Source organism: Pseudomonas sp. BRM28, from assembly GCF_002939405.1.
Taxonomy (GTDB): domain Bacteria; phylum Pseudomonadota; class Gammaproteobacteria; order Pseudomonadales; family Pseudomonadaceae; genus Aquipseudomonas; species Aquipseudomonas palmensis.
Genome location: NZ_PEFV01000001.1, coordinates 5,493,924 through 5,510,281, shown reverse-complemented (window position 1 = coordinate 5,510,281; position 16,358 = coordinate 5,493,924). Strand labels below are relative to the sequence as shown.

General features: G+C 65.9%; 15 protein-coding genes. 3 read left to right on the top strand and 12 right to left on the bottom strand.

Going from position 1 to position 16,358, the window contains the following annotated elements; translation table 11 throughout:
• Positions 1-115: 115 nt before the first annotated feature.
• Positions 116-829, bottom strand: coding sequence for a GNAT family N-acetyltransferase (locus CR917_RS25265; RefSeq protein ID WP_229589264.1), 714 nt, complete (start codon positions 827-829; stop codon positions 116-118).
• A gap of 369 nt (positions 830-1,198) precedes the next feature.
• Here CR917_RS25265 and CR917_RS25260 point away from each other — a divergent pair, with 369 nt between their 5' ends.
• Positions 1,199-2,392 (top strand): sugar transporter, encoded by a 1,194-nt coding sequence (locus tag CR917_RS25260; protein ID WP_104573076.1) that lies wholly within the window; start codon positions 1,199-1,201, stop codon positions 2,390-2,392.
• A 5-nt stretch (positions 2,393-2,397) separates the two neighbouring features.
• Here the strand turns inward: CR917_RS25260 and CR917_RS25255 are convergent, their stop codons facing one another.
• Positions 2,398-3,921, bottom strand: a complete 1,524-nt coding sequence (locus CR917_RS25255) for an FAD-dependent oxidoreductase (protein ID WP_058541110.1) — start codon at positions 3,919-3,921, stop codon at positions 2,398-2,400.
• Positions 3,922-4,033: 112 nt separating this feature from the next.
• Between CR917_RS25255 and CR917_RS25250 the strand changes: the two genes are divergently transcribed.
• Entirely contained in the window at positions 4,034-4,486 is a 453-nt protein-coding gene (locus tag CR917_RS25250; protein WP_104573077.1) for a GNAT family N-acetyltransferase, read from the top strand.
• On the opposite strand, the gene fdhE is transcribed toward CR917_RS25250, so the two are convergent.
• The 5 genes from fdhE to CR917_RS25225 form a co-directional block, all read right to left on the bottom strand.
• A complete protein-coding gene (gene fdhE, locus CR917_RS25245; protein WP_043862961.1) occupies positions 4,483-5,373 on the bottom strand; it encodes a formate dehydrogenase accessory protein FdhE in 891 nt (296 codons plus the stop codon). The two genes, CR917_RS25250 and fdhE, sit on opposite strands and share 4 nt — an antisense overlap.
• Positions 5,370-6,017 carry a formate dehydrogenase subunit gamma gene (locus tag CR917_RS25240; protein WP_043862960.1) on the bottom strand — a complete coding sequence of 216 codons (648 nt, stop codon included), beginning with the start codon at positions 6,015-6,017 and terminating at the stop codon, positions 5,370-5,372. The genes fdhE and CR917_RS25240 overlap by 4 nt, the downstream gene beginning before the upstream one ends.
• Positions 6,014-6,904 (bottom strand): formate dehydrogenase subunit beta, encoded by an 891-nt coding sequence (fdxH, locus tag CR917_RS25235; RefSeq protein ID WP_269210608.1) that lies wholly within the window; start codon positions 6,902-6,904, stop codon positions 6,014-6,016. The genes CR917_RS25240 and fdxH overlap by 4 nt, the downstream gene beginning before the upstream one ends.
• A gap of 19 nt (positions 6,905-6,923) precedes the next feature.
• Entirely contained in the window at positions 6,924-9,974 is a 3,051-nt protein-coding gene (fdnG, locus tag CR917_RS25230; RefSeq protein ID WP_078480172.1) for a formate dehydrogenase-N subunit alpha, read from the bottom strand.
• Positions 9,975-10,204: 230 nt separating this feature from the next.
• Positions 10,205-10,483: a YceK/YidQ family lipoprotein gene (locus tag CR917_RS25225; RefSeq protein ID WP_116054465.1), complete on the bottom strand. Its 279-nt coding sequence runs from the start codon at positions 10,481-10,483 to the stop codon at positions 10,205-10,207.
• 171 nt (positions 10,484-10,654) lie between these two features.
• On the opposite strand from CR917_RS25225, the gene CR917_RS25220 reads away from it, so the two are divergent.
• A complete protein-coding gene (locus CR917_RS25220) occupies positions 10,655-11,005 on the top strand; it encodes a hypothetical protein (RefSeq protein ID WP_043862958.1) in 351 nt (116 codons plus the stop codon).
• Here CR917_RS25220 and CR917_RS25215 read toward each other — a convergent pair.
• The 5 genes from CR917_RS25215 to glgX form a co-directional block, all read right to left on the bottom strand.
• Positions 11,002-11,253 (bottom strand): hypothetical protein, encoded by a 252-nt coding sequence (locus CR917_RS25215; RefSeq protein WP_043862957.1) that lies wholly within the window; start codon positions 11,251-11,253, stop codon positions 11,002-11,004. The genes CR917_RS25220 and CR917_RS25215 overlap by 4 nt on opposite strands.
• A 30-nt stretch (positions 11,254-11,283) precedes the next feature.
• Complete coding sequence (locus CR917_RS25210; protein WP_146095039.1) at positions 11,284-11,466, bottom strand: hypothetical protein; 183 nt, start codon at positions 11,464-11,466, stop codon at positions 11,284-11,286.
• 59 nt (positions 11,467-11,525) lie between these two features.
• Entirely contained in the window at positions 11,526-12,611 is a 1,086-nt protein-coding gene (locus CR917_RS25205) for a helix-turn-helix transcriptional regulator (RefSeq protein WP_043862955.1), read from the bottom strand.
• Positions 12,612-12,729: 118 nt separating this feature from the next.
• Complete coding sequence (locus CR917_RS25200; RefSeq protein WP_043862954.1) at positions 12,730-13,788, bottom strand: autotransporter outer membrane beta-barrel domain-containing protein; 1,059 nt, start codon at positions 13,786-13,788, stop codon at positions 12,730-12,732.
• A gap of 318 nt (positions 13,789-14,106) precedes the next feature.
• On the bottom strand, positions 14,107-16,272 hold the full coding sequence (gene glgX / locus CR917_RS25195) for a glycogen debranching protein GlgX (RefSeq protein WP_054915395.1): 2,166 nt from the start codon (positions 16,270-16,272) through the stop codon (positions 14,107-14,109).
• Positions 16,273-16,358 lie beyond the last annotated feature (86 nt).

The window sequence follows — 16,358 nt, the reverse complement described above, 5'->3', positions numbered from 1 at the left end:
CCAGGAGCTCCGATTAGGCGTCCACCGGCAGTTGCATGCCATCGGCCTTCTCTACAGCCCCGGTAAGCTGAAGGTCATGCGCGCTGCATGACCTTGCAACCCGGGGCGTAGGCGCTCAGGCGTCGGTGTCGTGCAGCTGCGGCGCCGGCTCGCTGTCGGCCTTGCGTCTGGCTCGCGGGGCCAGGTGGGCCAGGCGTGAGCCGCTGTAGTGGGTCACGCGGGAGAAGTACCAGCGCCCGAAGAACCTGTACGCGTGGGTGATGCGACCCTGTTCGTGGTAGTCCAGGTGCAGGTGCATCTTGACTGCCTGTGCGTTGTCCAGCGCCACCACCACCACGATGCGCGTGCAGCCTTTGGCGAGCATGGCCTCCCACAGCTCGGTCTGTACCCGCGTGGACAGGCCGGTGCCGAAGTAGGCGCGCTCGACTTCGCCGGCGAACTGGAAGTATTCGCCGGGCTGTACCGGGAAGGTGCAGCCGTAGTAGTGCCGGTCGTGATAGTCACGGGTGCTGGCCCACACCATCGCCACCGCGTCACCGGCTTCGTCCAGGTACATGTGGCCGGTGTGGCCTTCGCGTGCAAGGTCGTTCATGGCCTGCAACTGGCCGGGGAAATGGCGCGCGAACGCGTCGGTGTTGCTCGGGGTGATCTGGACGAGCCGCACGGGAGGGCAGGGGCGGGTGCGTTGTCGAGGCACCCTGGCCAACGGGTCGCGGTCCAGCCACACCAGTTGCCAGTGCTGGAACACGTGGCGTTGCCATAGCGGGCGCAAGGCGCGACGCAGGCCTTTTTGTCTGAGACGTTGGAGCAGTTGCGAAACTAGGCGCATACGGCCTCCTGGCAGATCCGGTACTCAAGGGACCCCGATTAGGCGTGTGTCGGTAAACCCTGACCATCGGACAATGCTGCAGCCCTTGTCAGGCTTTGCACTACTACGGGCTCATGACAAAGACACTGCATGTCCGTGGCAAGTTTCATCGGTGGGGCCGGCGCGGCGCGGCGAGCGTTATTGTCGCCCCCCCGACGCATGACGTACCATCGGGCCTGCGACCCGCACCTACCTATAACAACCTTCTGCAGCGCAACACCCAGGCCGCCGGCCCAGGGGTGGCTTTTGCCTGCGCGCCTTTTGCCGCGCAGGTTTCATTGAACCCAGGGTCGCGTCTGACGCGCCCGCCCCGGAGCCTTGCCCCGTCCGATGAACAACCCCGCAGATACCCGTAATGGCAGCTGGCTCAGCGTTTTCGCGCTGGCCCTGGCTGCATTCATCTTCAACACCACCGAGTTCGTGCCGGTGGCCCTGCTCAGCGATATCGGCCGCAGCTTCGACATGCCCACCGCCCAGGTCGGGCTGATGCTGACCATCTATGCCTGGGTGGTGTCGCTGGCCTCGCTGCCGATGATGCTGATGACCCGCAACATCGAGCGGCGCAAGCTGCTGGCGTTCCTGTTCGTGCTGTTCATTGCCAGCCATGTGCTGTCGAGCATGGCCACCAGCTTCGGCATGCTGCTGTTCAGCCGCATCGGTATCGCACTGGCACACGCGGTGTTCTGGGCCATCACCGCGTCGCTGGCGGTGCGGGTGGCGCCGCCGGGCAAGCAGGCCAAGGCCCTCGGGGTGCTGGCCACCGGCACCACCCTGGCCATGGTGCTGGGCATTCCGCTGGGGCGAGTGGTGGGCGAGGCGCTGGGCTGGCGCACCACCTTCATGGGCATCGCCGGGGTCTCGGTACTGACGTTGCTGTGGCTGATGCGCTCGCTGCCGCGCCTGCCCAGCCAGAACTCCGGTTCGCTGCGCAGCCTGCCGATGCTGCTCAAGCGGCCGGCGCTGCTCTCGGTGTATGCGTTGGTGGTGCTGGGCATCACCGCGCAGTTCACCGCCTACAGCTACATCGAGCCGTTCAGCCAGCAGGTCGCGGCGATGAGCGGCGAGATGACCACCATCCTGCTGTTGCTGTATGGCGGGGCGGGCATCTTCGGCTCGATCCTGTTCAGTCGCTACAGCGAGCGTTTCCCGCGGGGGTTCGCGATTGGCGCGATCGGCGCCATCGCCCTGAGCCTGTTGCTGCTGGCCCCGCTGGCAGTCAACCCGGCCCTGCTCTGCGCGCTGAGCATGGTGTGGGGCATGGCGATCATGTGTTTCAGCCTGGCCCTGCAATCGAAGGTACTGGTGCTGGCTTCGGATGCCACCGACGTGGCCATGGCCATGTTCTCGGGGCTGTACAACGTGGGCATCGGTGGCGGGGCATTGCTGGGCAGCCTGGTCAGTACCCACATGGGCCTTGGCGACATCGGCCTGGTGGGCGGCGCGGTCGCGGTCAGCGGCCTGGTGCTGTGTTGCGTGACCACCTACCGCTATGCCGGGGTGCTGGGCGCCGACAAACCGGCGTAAGCACCTCACCAGGGGCGCAGGCCCCGCTCGCTGAAGTAGCGCTCCACGGCGGCGGTGGAGGCCGAGGGTTCGGCCAGCGCCACGTAGCTGTCGGGGCGCAGCAGGTACAGCGCGTTGCGTGCCAGGCCGGCGGCCGTGCAGGCGGCCGACCAGGGGTAAACCTGCAGTGGCAGCTGGCGTGCGGCGCACCAGGCGCTCAGTTCCTTGCTGGCCAGGCCGTACACGTGCACCTGCCAGCCCAGGTGCGACAGCGCGCTGAAATTGTCGTGTTCCTGCGTCACCACCCAGGGCAGGCGGTCGCCGCCCTGCACATGGCCGGCGCTGCCGAAGCTCAGCGGCATCAGGCGGTAATTCAGGCCCAGCTGCGAGACCGTGCGAAACAGCAGGCTGCGCGCCTTGGCGAATGCCGCCATGCGCGGTATCAGCACCGGTGCCAGGCGGGTACGCAACAGGTTGGCGATGCTGCCATCGGCGGTAGCGAAGGTGAACACCTGGTCGGTGGTGGCCACCAGGCGCCGGGCGAAGGCCATGCGCTCGACCGGGTAGCTGTCGAGCAGGTCGTCGTGGGCCTTGCCCTTGAGTACGCTGCACAGCTTCCAGGCCAGGTTGATTGCATCGCCGATGCCGGTGTTCATGCCCTGGCCGCCGGCCGGGCTGTGCACGTGCGCGGCGTCGCCGAGCAGGAAGGCGCGCTGCTGGCGGAAATGCCCGGCCACGCGATGGTGTACGCGGTAGGTGGAAAACCAGTTGACCTTGAGCACCTGCAGTTGCAGGTGCTCGATGGCGCGTTGGCTGACATCCTCGAAACGCAGTTGCTCGGGGTGTTCGGCGCGTGCGTCGCGCACCGTGCCGATCAACCGCGCGCGGCCTGTGCCGGCCAGCGGGAACACCGCCAGAAAGTCCGCCTCGTCCAGGTCCACGTGCAGCTCGCCGTTCATGGGCGGGCCGCTGGCATCCACGTCGGCCACATAGAACAGCTGCTGGTAGGTGCCGCCGGGGAAGTCGACATGCAGGCCGTTGCGCACGGCCGAATGGGCGCCGTCGCAGCCGGCCAGGTAATGCGTCTCGCAGTCTTGCTCGCTGCCGTCGGGCAGGCGCAGGCGTGCGCTGACGGTGGTGTCGTGCTGGGTGAAACCGAGCAGTTCGGTGCTGCGTTCGACCTCCACGCCAAGGCCGCGCAGGCGCTCGATCAGCAGGTTCTCGTGCTGGTCCTGCGGGTAGATTTCGAGAAAGGGGTAGGGCGTGAGGTTGGCGCCGATGCTGTCCAAAGGCAGCCGTGCGGCGGGCTCGCCCTTGACCCAGAGGTTGGCGGCGGGCACCTGGTGGCCGGCGCCAACGACCGCGTCGGCCAGGTCCAGCTGGCGGTACAGCTCCAGGGTGCGGGCTTGCACGGCGAGCGCGCGGGAGGTGGTGCCGGCGGCGCTGGTCCTGTCGAGGATACGTACCGAGATGCCCAGCTTGCTCAGCCACAGGGCCAGGACCAGGCCGGTGGGCCCGGCGCCGATGATCAGGACGTCAGAGTGGGGCATGGCGCGGTCCTCCGGGAAGGTGCGGTGGCACTGACAAGTGTAGATGCAGGTGGCCACACCCCTCATCCAATTCGGTGTACCTTTGCATCCCCCCAACGCCCAGAGCACACCCATGATCGACTGGCTCAGCAACCACCCACACCACAGCGATACCCTGGCCCGCTGGCTGCACGAGCAGTTCGCCTACGAATACGCCGATGTACCGCTGGCCCAATGGCAACAGGAATTCGCCCATGGCCAGACTGACGGCAGCCTGTACAGCCTGCTGGCGCTGGATGACGGCAACCTGCTGGGCAGCGCTTCACTGGCGCGCGACGACCTGCCCCTGCGGCCCGACCTGAGCCCCTGGCTGGCCTGCGTGTTCGTCAGCCCGCAAGCCCGCGGCCAAGGCCTGGCCGAAACGCTGATCGAGGGCATCTGCACCAAGGCCGGGGCCCTGGGGCACACGCACCTCTACCTGCACACCCACGACCGCGCCGAGTACTACCACAAGCGGGGGTGGCAGTACCTCGAGCAGTTCCAGGCCTGGGGAAAATCACACTGGCTGATGCAGTACCCGCTCTAGCCCGGGAACAGAAACGGGTTCACGCCGCTGCGATCGAACCCCTGGCGCTCCACCTCGGCATCCAGCGCGATCGAGGCCAGGTCATCGGCCACCAGCTCAAGGTCGCGCTCGTGCTCGGGGTAGAACACTTTCAGGTAGCTGTGGCAGTCGTCGCAGCTCTCGGCCTTGATCGCGGTTTCATGGGTATCCAGCGACCAGTAGTCCAGGCTGCCGGTCTCTTCGCAGTTGCTGCACTTGAGCCGCACCATGTGCCAGCGGCTCTCGCACAACCCGCAGTGCAGGTAGCGCAGCCCGGCCTGGGCACCGGTCATGATCACGCTGGCCACCGGCGCCCCGGTGCACACCGGGCAATGCTGGCGCTGCTCGCCCACGCCGGCATTGCCGATGGCGGGCAGGTGCGCCGCCAGCTGGGTGAAGTACAGCGACAGGGCCGCCCACAGGAACAGCGCCTGACCGCTGTCGATCTCGCTGAAGCGGCCTGCCAGCAATGCATCGGCCGCCACGTCCAGGGCGGCCTCGCCCTGCGCACACAGGCCCTGCAGGGTGGCGTGTTCGATGTGCTCGCCAAGCCCGCGCAACAGTTGCTGCCAGTAGGCATCGCGCGGCAGGCTGGCCCAGGCCAGCGGCGCCTTGCCGGCGGCTACCCGCCCGGCCAGGCTGCTCACCAGCGTTGCCGGCAGCGGCAGGCGTTCGAGCAATTGCTGCTGGGCATCGGCCACCTGTGCCACGAACCGCAGGTAGTCGGCCATCGGGTGCCCCTCGGCCAGCTGACGCAGGCGGGTGGCGCGCTGGCGGTAGCGCTCGCCCAGGGTCGGCAGCAGCACGGCAGGTATTTCGCCAACGCCGGCGCTACGCTGCTCGGCAGGGGTCATCTGGATGCTGTTCATTGCTGCTTGCCACTCCCGCTCTGCTTGTTGCTGATCTGCCGGTACCAGCGGTCATGGTGGGTCTTGGCCCAGCTGCGGCTCACATACCCGGTGACCATGCCGCGAATCGAACCCTTGACCCAGAACGCCAGGTACGCATGGCCGATGATCAGCAGGATCAGGCAGATGCCGGCAATGGCGTGTACCAGCAGGCCGATGCGAATCGACGGGATGCTGAACCACGGCGCGAAGTAAGGCCGCCAGATCACCACGCCACTGACCAGCAGCACGCTGATCAGGCCCATGATTCCCCAGAACAGGATCTTCTGCCCGGCGTTGTACTTGCCGATCTGCAGCGCCGGCTCGTGCTCGCCGGCCAGCACCTGGCGCACGTTCCTGAACCACGCGAGGTCTTCACGCTCGGGCAGGTTGTACTTGACGAAGCGCACGAACAGGAACGCCAGCAGCAGGAACACCACCACCCCGAAGAACGGGTGCAGGATGCGCGCCAGCTGCGGGGTGCCGAACACGGCGTTGAGCCCGTTGAGCGACGGGAAGAACCACGACAGCCCCGACAGGGCCACGGCAAGGAAGCACAGCACCATTACCCAGTGGCTGGCACGCTCGATGAAGCGGGTGCGCAGGATCAGTTTGTCCTTGTTCATGCGTGGGTGTCCTCCTCGTGTTTCTCGTCGGCTTCCTCGACCTCGTTCGGCCCCACGCCTACGTAGTGGAACAGGGTGCCGGCCAGGGTAGCGAAGAAGGCCACGGCCGCCACCGGCTTGAGCCAGCCCTTCCAGCCATGGATGGCGCTGCTGATGCGCGGGTCGGTGGGCAGCTTGTGGTACAGGTGCGGCTTGTCGGCGTGCTGCAGCACGTACACCACGTGGGTGCCGCCCACGCCCTGCGGGTCGTAGATGCCGGCGCCGGCAAAGCCGCGGCCCTGCAACTCGGTCACGCGCTCGCTGGCCTGGTGCAGCATGTCCTGCTTGCTGCCGAAGTTGATCGCCCCGGTGGGGCAGGTCTTGACGCAGGCCGGCTCCTGGCCGACCGACACGCGGTCCACGCACAGGGTGCACTTGTAGGCCTTGTTGTCCTTCTTGCTGATGCGCGGCACATCGAACGGGCAGCCGGCGATGCAGTAGCCGCAGCCGATGCAGTGGTCGGACTGGAAGTCGACGATGCCGTTGGCGTACTGGATGATCGCCCCCGGTTGCGGGCAGGCCTTCAGGCAGCCCGGGTCGGCGCAGTGCATGCAGCCGTCCTTGCGGATCAGCCATTCGAGCTTGCCGCTTTCATCTTCGACTTCATCGAAGCGCATCAGCGTCCAGGTTTCGGCCGACAGGTCGGCCGGGTTGTCGTACACGCCGACGTTGTGGCCGACCTCGTCGCGCAGGTCGTTCCACTCGTTGCAGGCCACCTGGCAGGCCTTGCAGCCGATGCAGATGCTCACGTCGATCAGCTTGGCCACTTCGGCCTGGTGGTCGCGCGCACGCGGCGCCGGGGTCAGCACGTTGGTGGCCGAGCGCTTGATGATGTCTTGGGATTGCATGGACATGAAGTTCGCTCCCTCAGGCCTTTTCGATGTTCACGAGAAACGCCTTGTATTCCGGCGTGTGGGTATTGGAATCGCCCACCCCCGGGGTCAGGGTATTGGCCAGAAAGCCCTTGCGCGTGGTGCCTTCATAGCCCCAGTGGCAGGGGATGCCGATGGTGTCGACGTCCTGCCCGTCGATGGCCAGGCGGCGGATGCGCTTGGTCACCACGGCCTTGGCCTTGATGTAGCCACGCTGGGTGCTGACGCGCACCAGGTCGCCCTGCACGATGCCCTTGTCGGCGGCCAGCTTCTCGCCGATCTCGATGAACTGCTCGGGCTGCACGATGGCGTTGAGCCGCGCATGCTTGGTCCAGTGGCGGAACAGCTCGGTGATCGAGTAGGTGGTGGCCACATACGGGAACTGCTCACGGCTGCCCATGCGCTTGCGATCGCTTTCGTACACCCGCGCGGTGGGGCTGTAGGTCACGTTCGGGTGCAGCGGGTTGTTCGCCAGCGGGCTTTCGGTGGGCTCGTAGTGTTCGGGGAACGGCCCGTCGTTCATCGCGCCCACCGAGAACAGCCGGCCCAGGCCTTCAGGCAGCATGATGAACGGGTTGGTGTTGCTGCCCGGTGCAGCGGTGACGGCGAAGTCCGGCACGTCCACGCCGCTCCAGCGCGCCCCGTCCCAGCCAATCAGCTTGCGCTTGGGGTCCCACGGCTTGCCCTGGGGGTCGGCCGAGGCGCGGTTGTAGAGAATGCGCCGGTTCTGCGGCCACGCCCAGGCCCAGCCCGGGGTGCAACCCAGGCCGCTGTCGGCGTTGTCGCGCCGTGCCATCTGGTTGCCCTTTTCGGTCCAGGAGCCGGCGAAGATCCAGTTGAAGCTGGCAGTGGTGCCGTCGTCGCGCAGCTGCGAGAAGTCGTCGAGCAACTGGCCCTTGCGCAGAATCAGGTTGCCCTGTTCGTCGTGCAGGTCGGCCAGGGCGCGGCCGTTGGATTCCTTGGCCACTTCCTCGGGCTTGGGGTCGAACGGGTCGGCGTAGTCCCAGGCCATGTTGAGGATCGGCGCGGGGTTGGCACCGCCTTCCTTCTCGTACAGCTCGCGGATCTTCAGGAACAGGTGGCCGAGGATCTTGCCGTCGTGCCAGGCCTCGCCGGGCGGCGCAGCGCCGGCCCAGTGCCATTGCAGCCAGCGCCCGGAGTTGACGATCGAGCCGTCTTCCTCGGCAAAGCACGAGGAGGGCAGGCGGAACACTTCGGTCTGGATCGCCGCGGTGTCCACGTCGTGCTCCTCGCCGTGGTTCTGCCAGAAGCTCGAGGTCTCGGTGGCCAGCGGGTCGATGATCACCAGGAACTTGAGTTTCTCCAGCGCGGCCTGGGCCTTGTTCTTGTCCGGGAACGCCGCCACCGGGTTGAAGCCCTGGGCGATGTAGCCGTTGACCTTGCCCTCGTACATGCGGTTGCTGTAGTTGAGCACGTCGTAGCTGTCGTCCCACTTGGGCAGCCAGTCGAAGCCCCAGTCGTTGTCCTTGGTGGCCTTGTCGCCCCACAGGCTCTTCATCAGGCTGACGAAGAACTTGGGGGTGTGCTTGTAGTAGTTGACCTGGTCGGGCAGCACCGCGCTGGGCGTGGTCTGCTTGAGGTAGGTGGCCAGGTCGGTCTGCGCATCCGATGGCAGGTTCATGTAGCCGGGCAGGCGCAGCGAGAGCAGGCCCAGGTCGGTGTAGCCCTGGATGTTGGAGTGGCCGCGCAGGGCGTTGACCCCGCCACCGGCCATGCCGATGTTGCCCAGCAGCAGCTGGATCATGCCCGAGCCTCGGATCATCTGCGCGCCGTTGGTGTGGTGGGTCCAGCCCAGGGCGTAGAGGAAGGTGGCGGTCTTGTCCGGGGCACTGGTGGTGCCGAGGATTTCGCAGATCTGCAGGAAGTCGGCCTTGGGCGTGCCGCAGATGTTGGTGACCATGTCCGGGGTGTAGCGGCTGACGTGGGCCTTGAGCAGGTTCCACACGCAGCGCGGGTGGCTCAGGGTCATGTCGCGCCTGGCGAAGCCGTCGGCGTCCAGCTCGTAGGTCCAGGAGCTGCGATCGTAACTGCGCTTGGCCGGGTCGTAGCCGCTGAACAGGCCGTCGTCGAAGCTGTAGTCCTCGCGCACGATCAGGCTGGCGTTGGTGTAGGCGCGCACGTAGTCGTGCTGGATCTTGTCGTGGGTGATCAGGTAGTTGACCACGCCCATCAGGAAGGTCACGTCGGAGCCGGCGCGAATCGGCGAGTAGATGTCGGCCACGGCGGCGCTGCGGTTGAAGCGCGGGTCCACCACGATGACCTTGGCGCCATTGCGGATCTTGGCCTCGATCACCCACTTGAAGCCCACCGGGTGCGCCTCGGCGGGGTTGCCGCCCATGATCAGCACCACGTTGGCGTTCTTGATGTCGACCCAGTTGTTGGTCATGGCGCCGCGCCCGAAGGTCGGCGCCAGCGCCGAGACGGTAGGGGCGTGGCACACGCGGGCCTGGCTGTCGGTGCCCAGGATGCCCAGGGCGCGGGTGAAGCGCTGGTCCAGCGAGCCTGTTTCGCTGCTGGCGGCCGAGCTGCACAGCATGCCGGTGCTCAGCCAGCGGTTGACCGTGGTGCCCTTGTCGTTCTTCTCGATGAAGTTGGCGTCACGGTCGTCCTTCATCAGGCGTGCGATGCGCTCGATGGCGTGATCCCAGCTGATGCGCTGCCATTTGTCCGAGCCAGGGGCGCGGTATTCGGGGTAGAGCAGGCGTTGTTCGCTGTGGATGTAGTCCACCAGGCCCGCGCCCTTGGGGCACAGCGAGCCGCGGCTGACCGGGTGATCGGGGTCGCCTTCGATGTGGAAGATACGCGCCTTGGCGTTCTTGGCGCCGTCGCCAAGGCTGTACATCAGCACGCCGCAACCCACCGAGCAGTAGGTGCAGTTGTTGCGGGTTTCCTTGGCGCGCAGCAGCTTGTACTGGCGTGATTGGGTGGCCTGGGCCATGCCCGGGGCGAAGCCCAGGCTGGCCGCAGTGGCGGTGGCAGCGCCGACGGTGCACAGCTTGAAGAACTGTCTTCTGCCCAGTCCCATGGTTATCTCCTTGTACAAACGAGCTCCAGAATCGGCCGCGCACGCGCAGGCCCGCCGAGATCAGCGTCAGGATCGGTAAGTGGTATGCAGGCTAGTCACAGAGGGTGCGCGCCAAGACCCTTTCTATCGTGGGTGAATTGCGCGCATTCGGGGGCAGTTTATGCCCTTACTTAATTTGTGACTAATCGACCTTGTCGATGAACCTATAGAGGGATTCGATTGTTTGGCACTCAGCGCGAGAGGTCGGCGGGGATCATCGCGGTATCGATCACGATATCCACGGGCGCGGTGACGATAAACGCCAGCGGGCACACGATCAGCGGCCAGCAGAACTGCGCCGAGGTGGCGCTGAACAGGAACGAGAAGTTGTTGCGCACGCCCCGGTACATGCCTGGGGATGCACATTCGGCGCAGTACCCACCGCGCATCATGGTGCCGCAGCTGGTGAGGGCGAGGGTGGAGACGATGAGGGCGAGCGAGAGGATTCGGATGGTGCTGTTCCTTGGCACAGGGGGAGGGTCCGTTTTTCTGCGCGGCATTCTCTCACCGGGGGCCGGGGCAATGCTACAGTCGCTCCTTTTTCAATCAGCAGGCCAGGCCTCTTCGCTGGCAAGGCCAGCTTCTGCAGGGCCAGCGAAGAGCCCGGTGCTGCCGACACACAACCAACGGGAGAGACAACCATGCGCGCAGCAATGCTATTGGGTACGGCACTGGTGCTGGCCGGATGCGCCTCGTCGACGATGAACCAGGCTCGCCTGGGCGCACCGCACAAGACCTTCACCTCGGCCAAGGCCGAGCCGCTGGTGGCCGAGTGCATCCAGTTCGGTTGGCAGGACGAAGCCGTCTTCGGCGTGGATGCCAGCGGCTACCTCGACGCCGGCCCCAACGGTGGGGCCACGGTGTCGACACGCGATGCCGAATACTTCGCCGATGTGCGCGCCGAAGCCGGCGGCACGGTGGTCAAGTTCTACACCCTCAAGGACGATGCATTGGCCCAGCGGCGCATGGCGGCGTTGGCCACCTGCCTCTAGCCACGCCCCTCGAAACGCCCGGTGATGCGCTCGCGCCAGCTCAGCGGGCGCGCAACGTGTTCATGCGCGCCGATCTCAACCAGGGTGAAGGCGCAGCGCACGATATCGCTCACTTCCTGATCGGCCAACCGTGCGCAGGCTTCGCGGTGCGCCTGTGCCTGATCGCGACCTGCCAGGCTGTGCACCTCGAAGCCAAGGTTGCGTTTGGTGATATGCCAGTGGTGAAACACAGCGACAAAGCGGCTCATGTGCGCCCCGCAGTCAGATCAGGGATGGGGTCATGCATGCAGCTTGCCCGTGATGCGCTCTAGCCAGCTCAGGCGCCGGGGCGCCAGGGCAGTGCTGGCAATCTCGATCACGGTGAAGTCGCAGGTCTGATCGTCCTGGTAGCCCTGTTCATTGCGTATGTCGCCCGCTTCAAGGTGCGCATCGGCATGATTGTCGCTGTGTAGCGCGTGCACCTTGAAGCCCCTGTCCACGGCATGCCGGCTTCGCAAGTGAAACACCCCCACGAAGCGGCTCATGCCTGCGAAGCCCCGCGCTGTGCTTCAAGCGCCTCGATACGTGCCTGCAGGCGTTCGCGTTCCTGGCGTTCGGCGCCGATGTCCTCGAACACGCTGATCAGATGCTGCGGCTGGCCGTCCTGGCGGCGCTGCAGGGCGGTACGTGCACGTACCCAGATGTAGTGGCCCTGCTTGTGGCGCACGCGCTTTTCCACTTCGTAGCGCTCGATCTCGCCGGCCAGCAGGCGCTGCAGCAACTGCAGGTTGGCGGCCAGGTCGTCGGGGTGGGTCAGTTGCTGGAAGGTCATGCCGTACAGCGTTTCGGCGCTGTAGCCCAGCAGCTCGCAGAAGCTGCCGTTGACCCGCTGCCAGGTGCCGTCCGGGTCGATGTAGGCCAGCGCGCCCCAGGCCAGTTCGAAGATGGCGCGAAAACGTTCCTCGCTGTTGCGCAGTTGCTCTTCGGCGACCTTGCGCTCGGTGTTGTCCATGCTGATGCCGACCATCTTCACCGCGCGCCCGGCGCTGTCGCGCACCACCGTGGCGCGGGAGGCGATCCAGCGCATCTCGCCGTCGGGGCGATAGATGCGAAAGTCGCACTCGCAGCCTTCGCCTTCGAGCAGGGTCTTGCTGTACAGCGCCTGCAGCATCTCGACGTCCTCGGGGGGCAGGTGCACCCAGAAGTCTTCGTTGCGGATCACCTGCCAGCCGTACACGGCCTCGACGTTGGGCGAGTAGGTGAGTTCGTCGCTGATCAGGTTCCATTCCCAGGTCACGATGCGGGCGCCTTCCTGGGCCAGCTTCATGCGGGTTTCGCTCTCCATGATCTCGGCGGTGTAGCGCCGGCGCAGGTCGGTCATCGGCAGCTCCACCACCTGGGTCTGCTGCACGTCCTGCAGGGCTTCTTCGCCGTAGCGCAGCCAGATCCAGTTGACCTTGAGAAAGTCGGCCAGCTTGCGCAGGTTGGCATAGTCGATCTCGCCGCCGCGGGTCCATTTGTGCACGGCGGTGCGCGAGATCCCCAGGGCCGTGCCTACCGCCTGCAGCGTCAGCTTGTGGTGTTCGAGCAGTTCCTTGAGGCGAAAGGCGAAGCTGTTTTCGGTCATGCGCTGGGGTGTCCTTGGCGAGGGCATGGCCGGCCAGTATACATAAGCTGTCAACCTCAGGTTGACGGGGGTATGCGTGTCGCATCGCGGGCCTGACCCGCGATGCATTCAGCGCCGCTCACCAGCGCACACGCACCCCCAGATTGCCGATCAACCCGTTCAAGTCGTTGTCGTCCACGTCGCTGCTGTAATCGGCACTGACAAACAGCGCCACCTTGGGCGTCACCCGTGCCACCAGGCCCAGGCCCACCTCCACGGTGGTGGCGTTGCGTCCGCTGCTGATCTTGTCGACCTTGTCCAGGCTCACCGTGTCGGCGTTCGAGAAGTCGTACCACACGTTGGTGCGCACATAGGGTTCGATGGGCATGCCGCGCACCTCGTAGCGGGCCGACAGCTTCGCGCCCACCCGGCCGGTCCAGCTCGGCTGGCTGTCATAGGCCTGCAGGGTCTGGGCCTGGGCGTCGTTGCCGGGGTAGTACTGCTGGTTGATCAACTGCGCCTGGGGCTCGATCACCCAGTGCTTGCCCAGGCCGATGGGGAAGCCGCCCTCCACCGAGAATGTCAGCGCGTGGCCGTTGCCATCGAGCCGTTCGCCGTCGCTGCCGCGCCCGCTGGCGTCGAAACGGGTGCCCATGGCCACCGCATCCACATGCCAGCCCTGGTCATGCTGCAGGCTCCAGTACATGCCCAGGCTTTGCCCTTCCAGGCGCACGGCGTTCTGCTTGTCACCCAGCTGTGGCCGGCGATTGTCCAGGCCGCCCTGCAGGTTGCTGTGGCCCATGAAGATCCCGGCGCGGTGGGTGTTGCCGCCGGCGGTTTCCCGCACGAACAGGTCGGGGGCGATCTGCAGGTTCTGGTTGGGGGCATCCAGGCGTTGCGGGGCAGTCCTGACCGGGGTGGGAAAGAACTGCGCCCACTGGCTGGCAATGCCTTCGTCGCCGAACACCGCCGTGCGCTCTGCCAGGCGTTCGGAAAACGCCCCCAGCGTGCCCAGGCTCAGCCCCGACACGCTGGCCGGGACCAGCGACGGCAGCGCCAGGCCGTGTGCCGGGTTGAACATCGGGTCGTCGTCTTCCAGCCCCGCCGCCAGGCTTTCCAGCGGGGTTGCCAGCAGCAGCGACGTCGACAGTGCGTAGAAAACATACTCGAGCCCCGAAGGGCAGGGTGCGCTTTTCATGGCCGATCTCCTCTGTGTGTTACAGCCAAAGGTCTGGCCTGATGTCACGGGCTGTAAGGCAGGAACAGAGAGCGACCCAAACCAGCAAACCTGCCCCATGGCGCGCGCAAAGCCGCGTGCCAGAGGCCCGGAATGAAGTTGAACACGGTGGTTCTAGGTGTAGCTAAGGAGAGTCGCAGGCAGGCGTCAAGATTGTGTGATTATTTTGTGATGCCCGTGTTGGAGGGGGTAAGCGGTTGAAAAATAGCGGTTACTGAATGGGCATAGCCGCGTTGCGAATGACAACGCGGCTGGCTATTTCGAATGATTGCTAAAGCGTCAGGCATCCTCGTCCCGTTGCAGTTCCAACAGCAGCAACGAGCGTCCGGTGACGTTGAACACGCTGCCGAATTCCAGGCGCTGGGCCTTGCGCAGCTGCGGCCGGTCGGTGTCGATCAGGCAGTTCCAGTACTCGCCCTCGGGCACGTCGGGCAGGGTGAAGTCCACGCCGTCGTGGTGCGCGTTGACGATCAGCAGCAAGGTGGCGTCTGCCCCCGGGCGCAGGATGCCGCTGACCTGCGCGCGCCCGTCCATGAGCATGCCCAGGCAGCGCCCTTGCGGGTCTTCCCACTGTTCCACGCTCATCTCGCTGGCGTCCGGCGCCAGCCAGGTCACGTCCTTGACCCCGATCGCCTCGTTGTAGTCGCCCACCAGGAAGCGGCTGCGGCGCAGGATCGGGTAGGCCAGGCGCAGCTTGGTCAGGCGCTTGACGAACTTGAGCAGGGCGCTGCCTTGCTCGTCCAGGTCCCAGTTGATCCAGCCGATCTCGCTGTCCTGGCAGTAGGCGTTGTTGTTGCCGTGCTGGGTGCGGCTGAACTCGTCGCCGGCCACGATCATCGGCGTGCCCTGGGCCAGCAGCAGGGTGGCGAAGAAGTTGCGCATCTGGCGCTGGCGCAGGCTGTTGATCTCGGGGTCGTCGGTGGGCCCCTCGACCCCGTGGTTCCAGGAGATGTTGTTGTTGCTGCCGTCCTGGTTGTTCTCGTCGTTGTCCTCGTTGTGCTTGTCGTTGTACGACACCAGGTCGCGCAGGGTGAAGCCGTCGTGGGCGGTGATGAAGTTGACCGAGGCATAGGGGCGCCGGCCGCGGCGGTTGAACAACTCGCCGGAGGCGGTCATGCGCGCGGCAAAGTCGGCCAGCTGGCCTTCGTCGCCTTTCCAGAAGGCGCGCACGGTGTCGCGAAAGCGGTCGTTCCATTCGGCCCAGCCCGGCGCGAAGTTGCCCACCTGGTAGCCACCGGGGCCGCAGTCCCAGGGTTCGGCAATCAGCTTGACCTGGCTCAGCAGCGGGTCCTGGCGACAGGCCACCAGAAAGCTGTGCCGCTCGTCGAAGCCTTCGTGGTAGCGGCCCAGGATGGTCGCCAGGTCGAAGCGAAAGCCATCAACGTGCATCTCGCCTGCCCAGTAGCGCAGCGAGTCGGTGACCAGTTGCAGTACGCAGGGGTGGCTCAGGTCCAGGGTGTTGCCGGTGCCCGAGTCGTTGATGTAGTAGCGCTTGTCGTCGGGCATCAGGCGGTAGTACGAGGCGTTGTCGATACCGCGCATCGACAGCGTGGGGCCCTGCTCGTTGCCTTCGGCGGTGTGGTTGTAGACCACGTCCAGAATCACCTCCAGGCCGGCGTCGTGCAGGTGCGCAACCATCTCCTTGAACTCGGCGATCTTGCCGTTGGCCAGGTAGCGCGGGTGGGGCGCGAAGAAGGCGATGCTGTTGTAGCCCCAGTAGTTGTTCAGGCCCTTTTGCAGCAGGTGCTGGTCGTTGACGAAGGCGTGGATCGGCAGCAGCTCGATGGAGCTGACGCCCAGGCCCTTGATGTGCCCCAGCAGCTCGTCGTTCATCAGCCCGGCGAAGGTACCGCGCGCCGCTTCCGGCACCGCCGGGTGACGCATGCTGATGCCGCGCACGTGCGCTTCGTAGAACACGGTACGGTCCCACGGCACGCCCACGCGCTGGTCGCGGCCCCAGGTGTAGGCCGGGTCGATGACCTTGCACTTGGGCACGAACGGCGCACTGTCACGCTCGTCGAAACTGAGGTCGCCATCGGGGTGGCCGATGGTGTAGCCGAACAACGCCTCGGACCAGCGCAGCTCGCCGACCAGCTGCTTGGCATACGGGTCGATCAGCAGCTTGTTGGGGTTGAAACGGTGCCCGTTCTGCGGCTCGTAGGGGCCGTACACGCGGTAACCGTAGATCTGCCCCGGGTGCGCGTCGGGCAGGTAGCCGTGGTAGATCTCGTCGGTGTACTCGGGCAGTTCGATGCGCTCGAGCTCATGTTCGCCGCTGGCGTCGAACAGGCACAGTTCGACCTTGGTGGCGTTGGCCGAGAACAGTGCGAAGTTCACACCCAGGCCGTCCCAGGTGGCGCCCAGGGGGAAGGGCAGGCCCTCGCGGATGCGCGAAGGTTCAACGGCGTCGGGCTGGGTGTTGTGTTTGGACTTGGGCTGGGTCATGGCAATCCTTGTAGCGATCCTTGGGGGGCGAAAGGCGACGCACTGGGCGCCGGGGCAGCGTTGCGCTGCCCCGGGGCGGTAGTGAC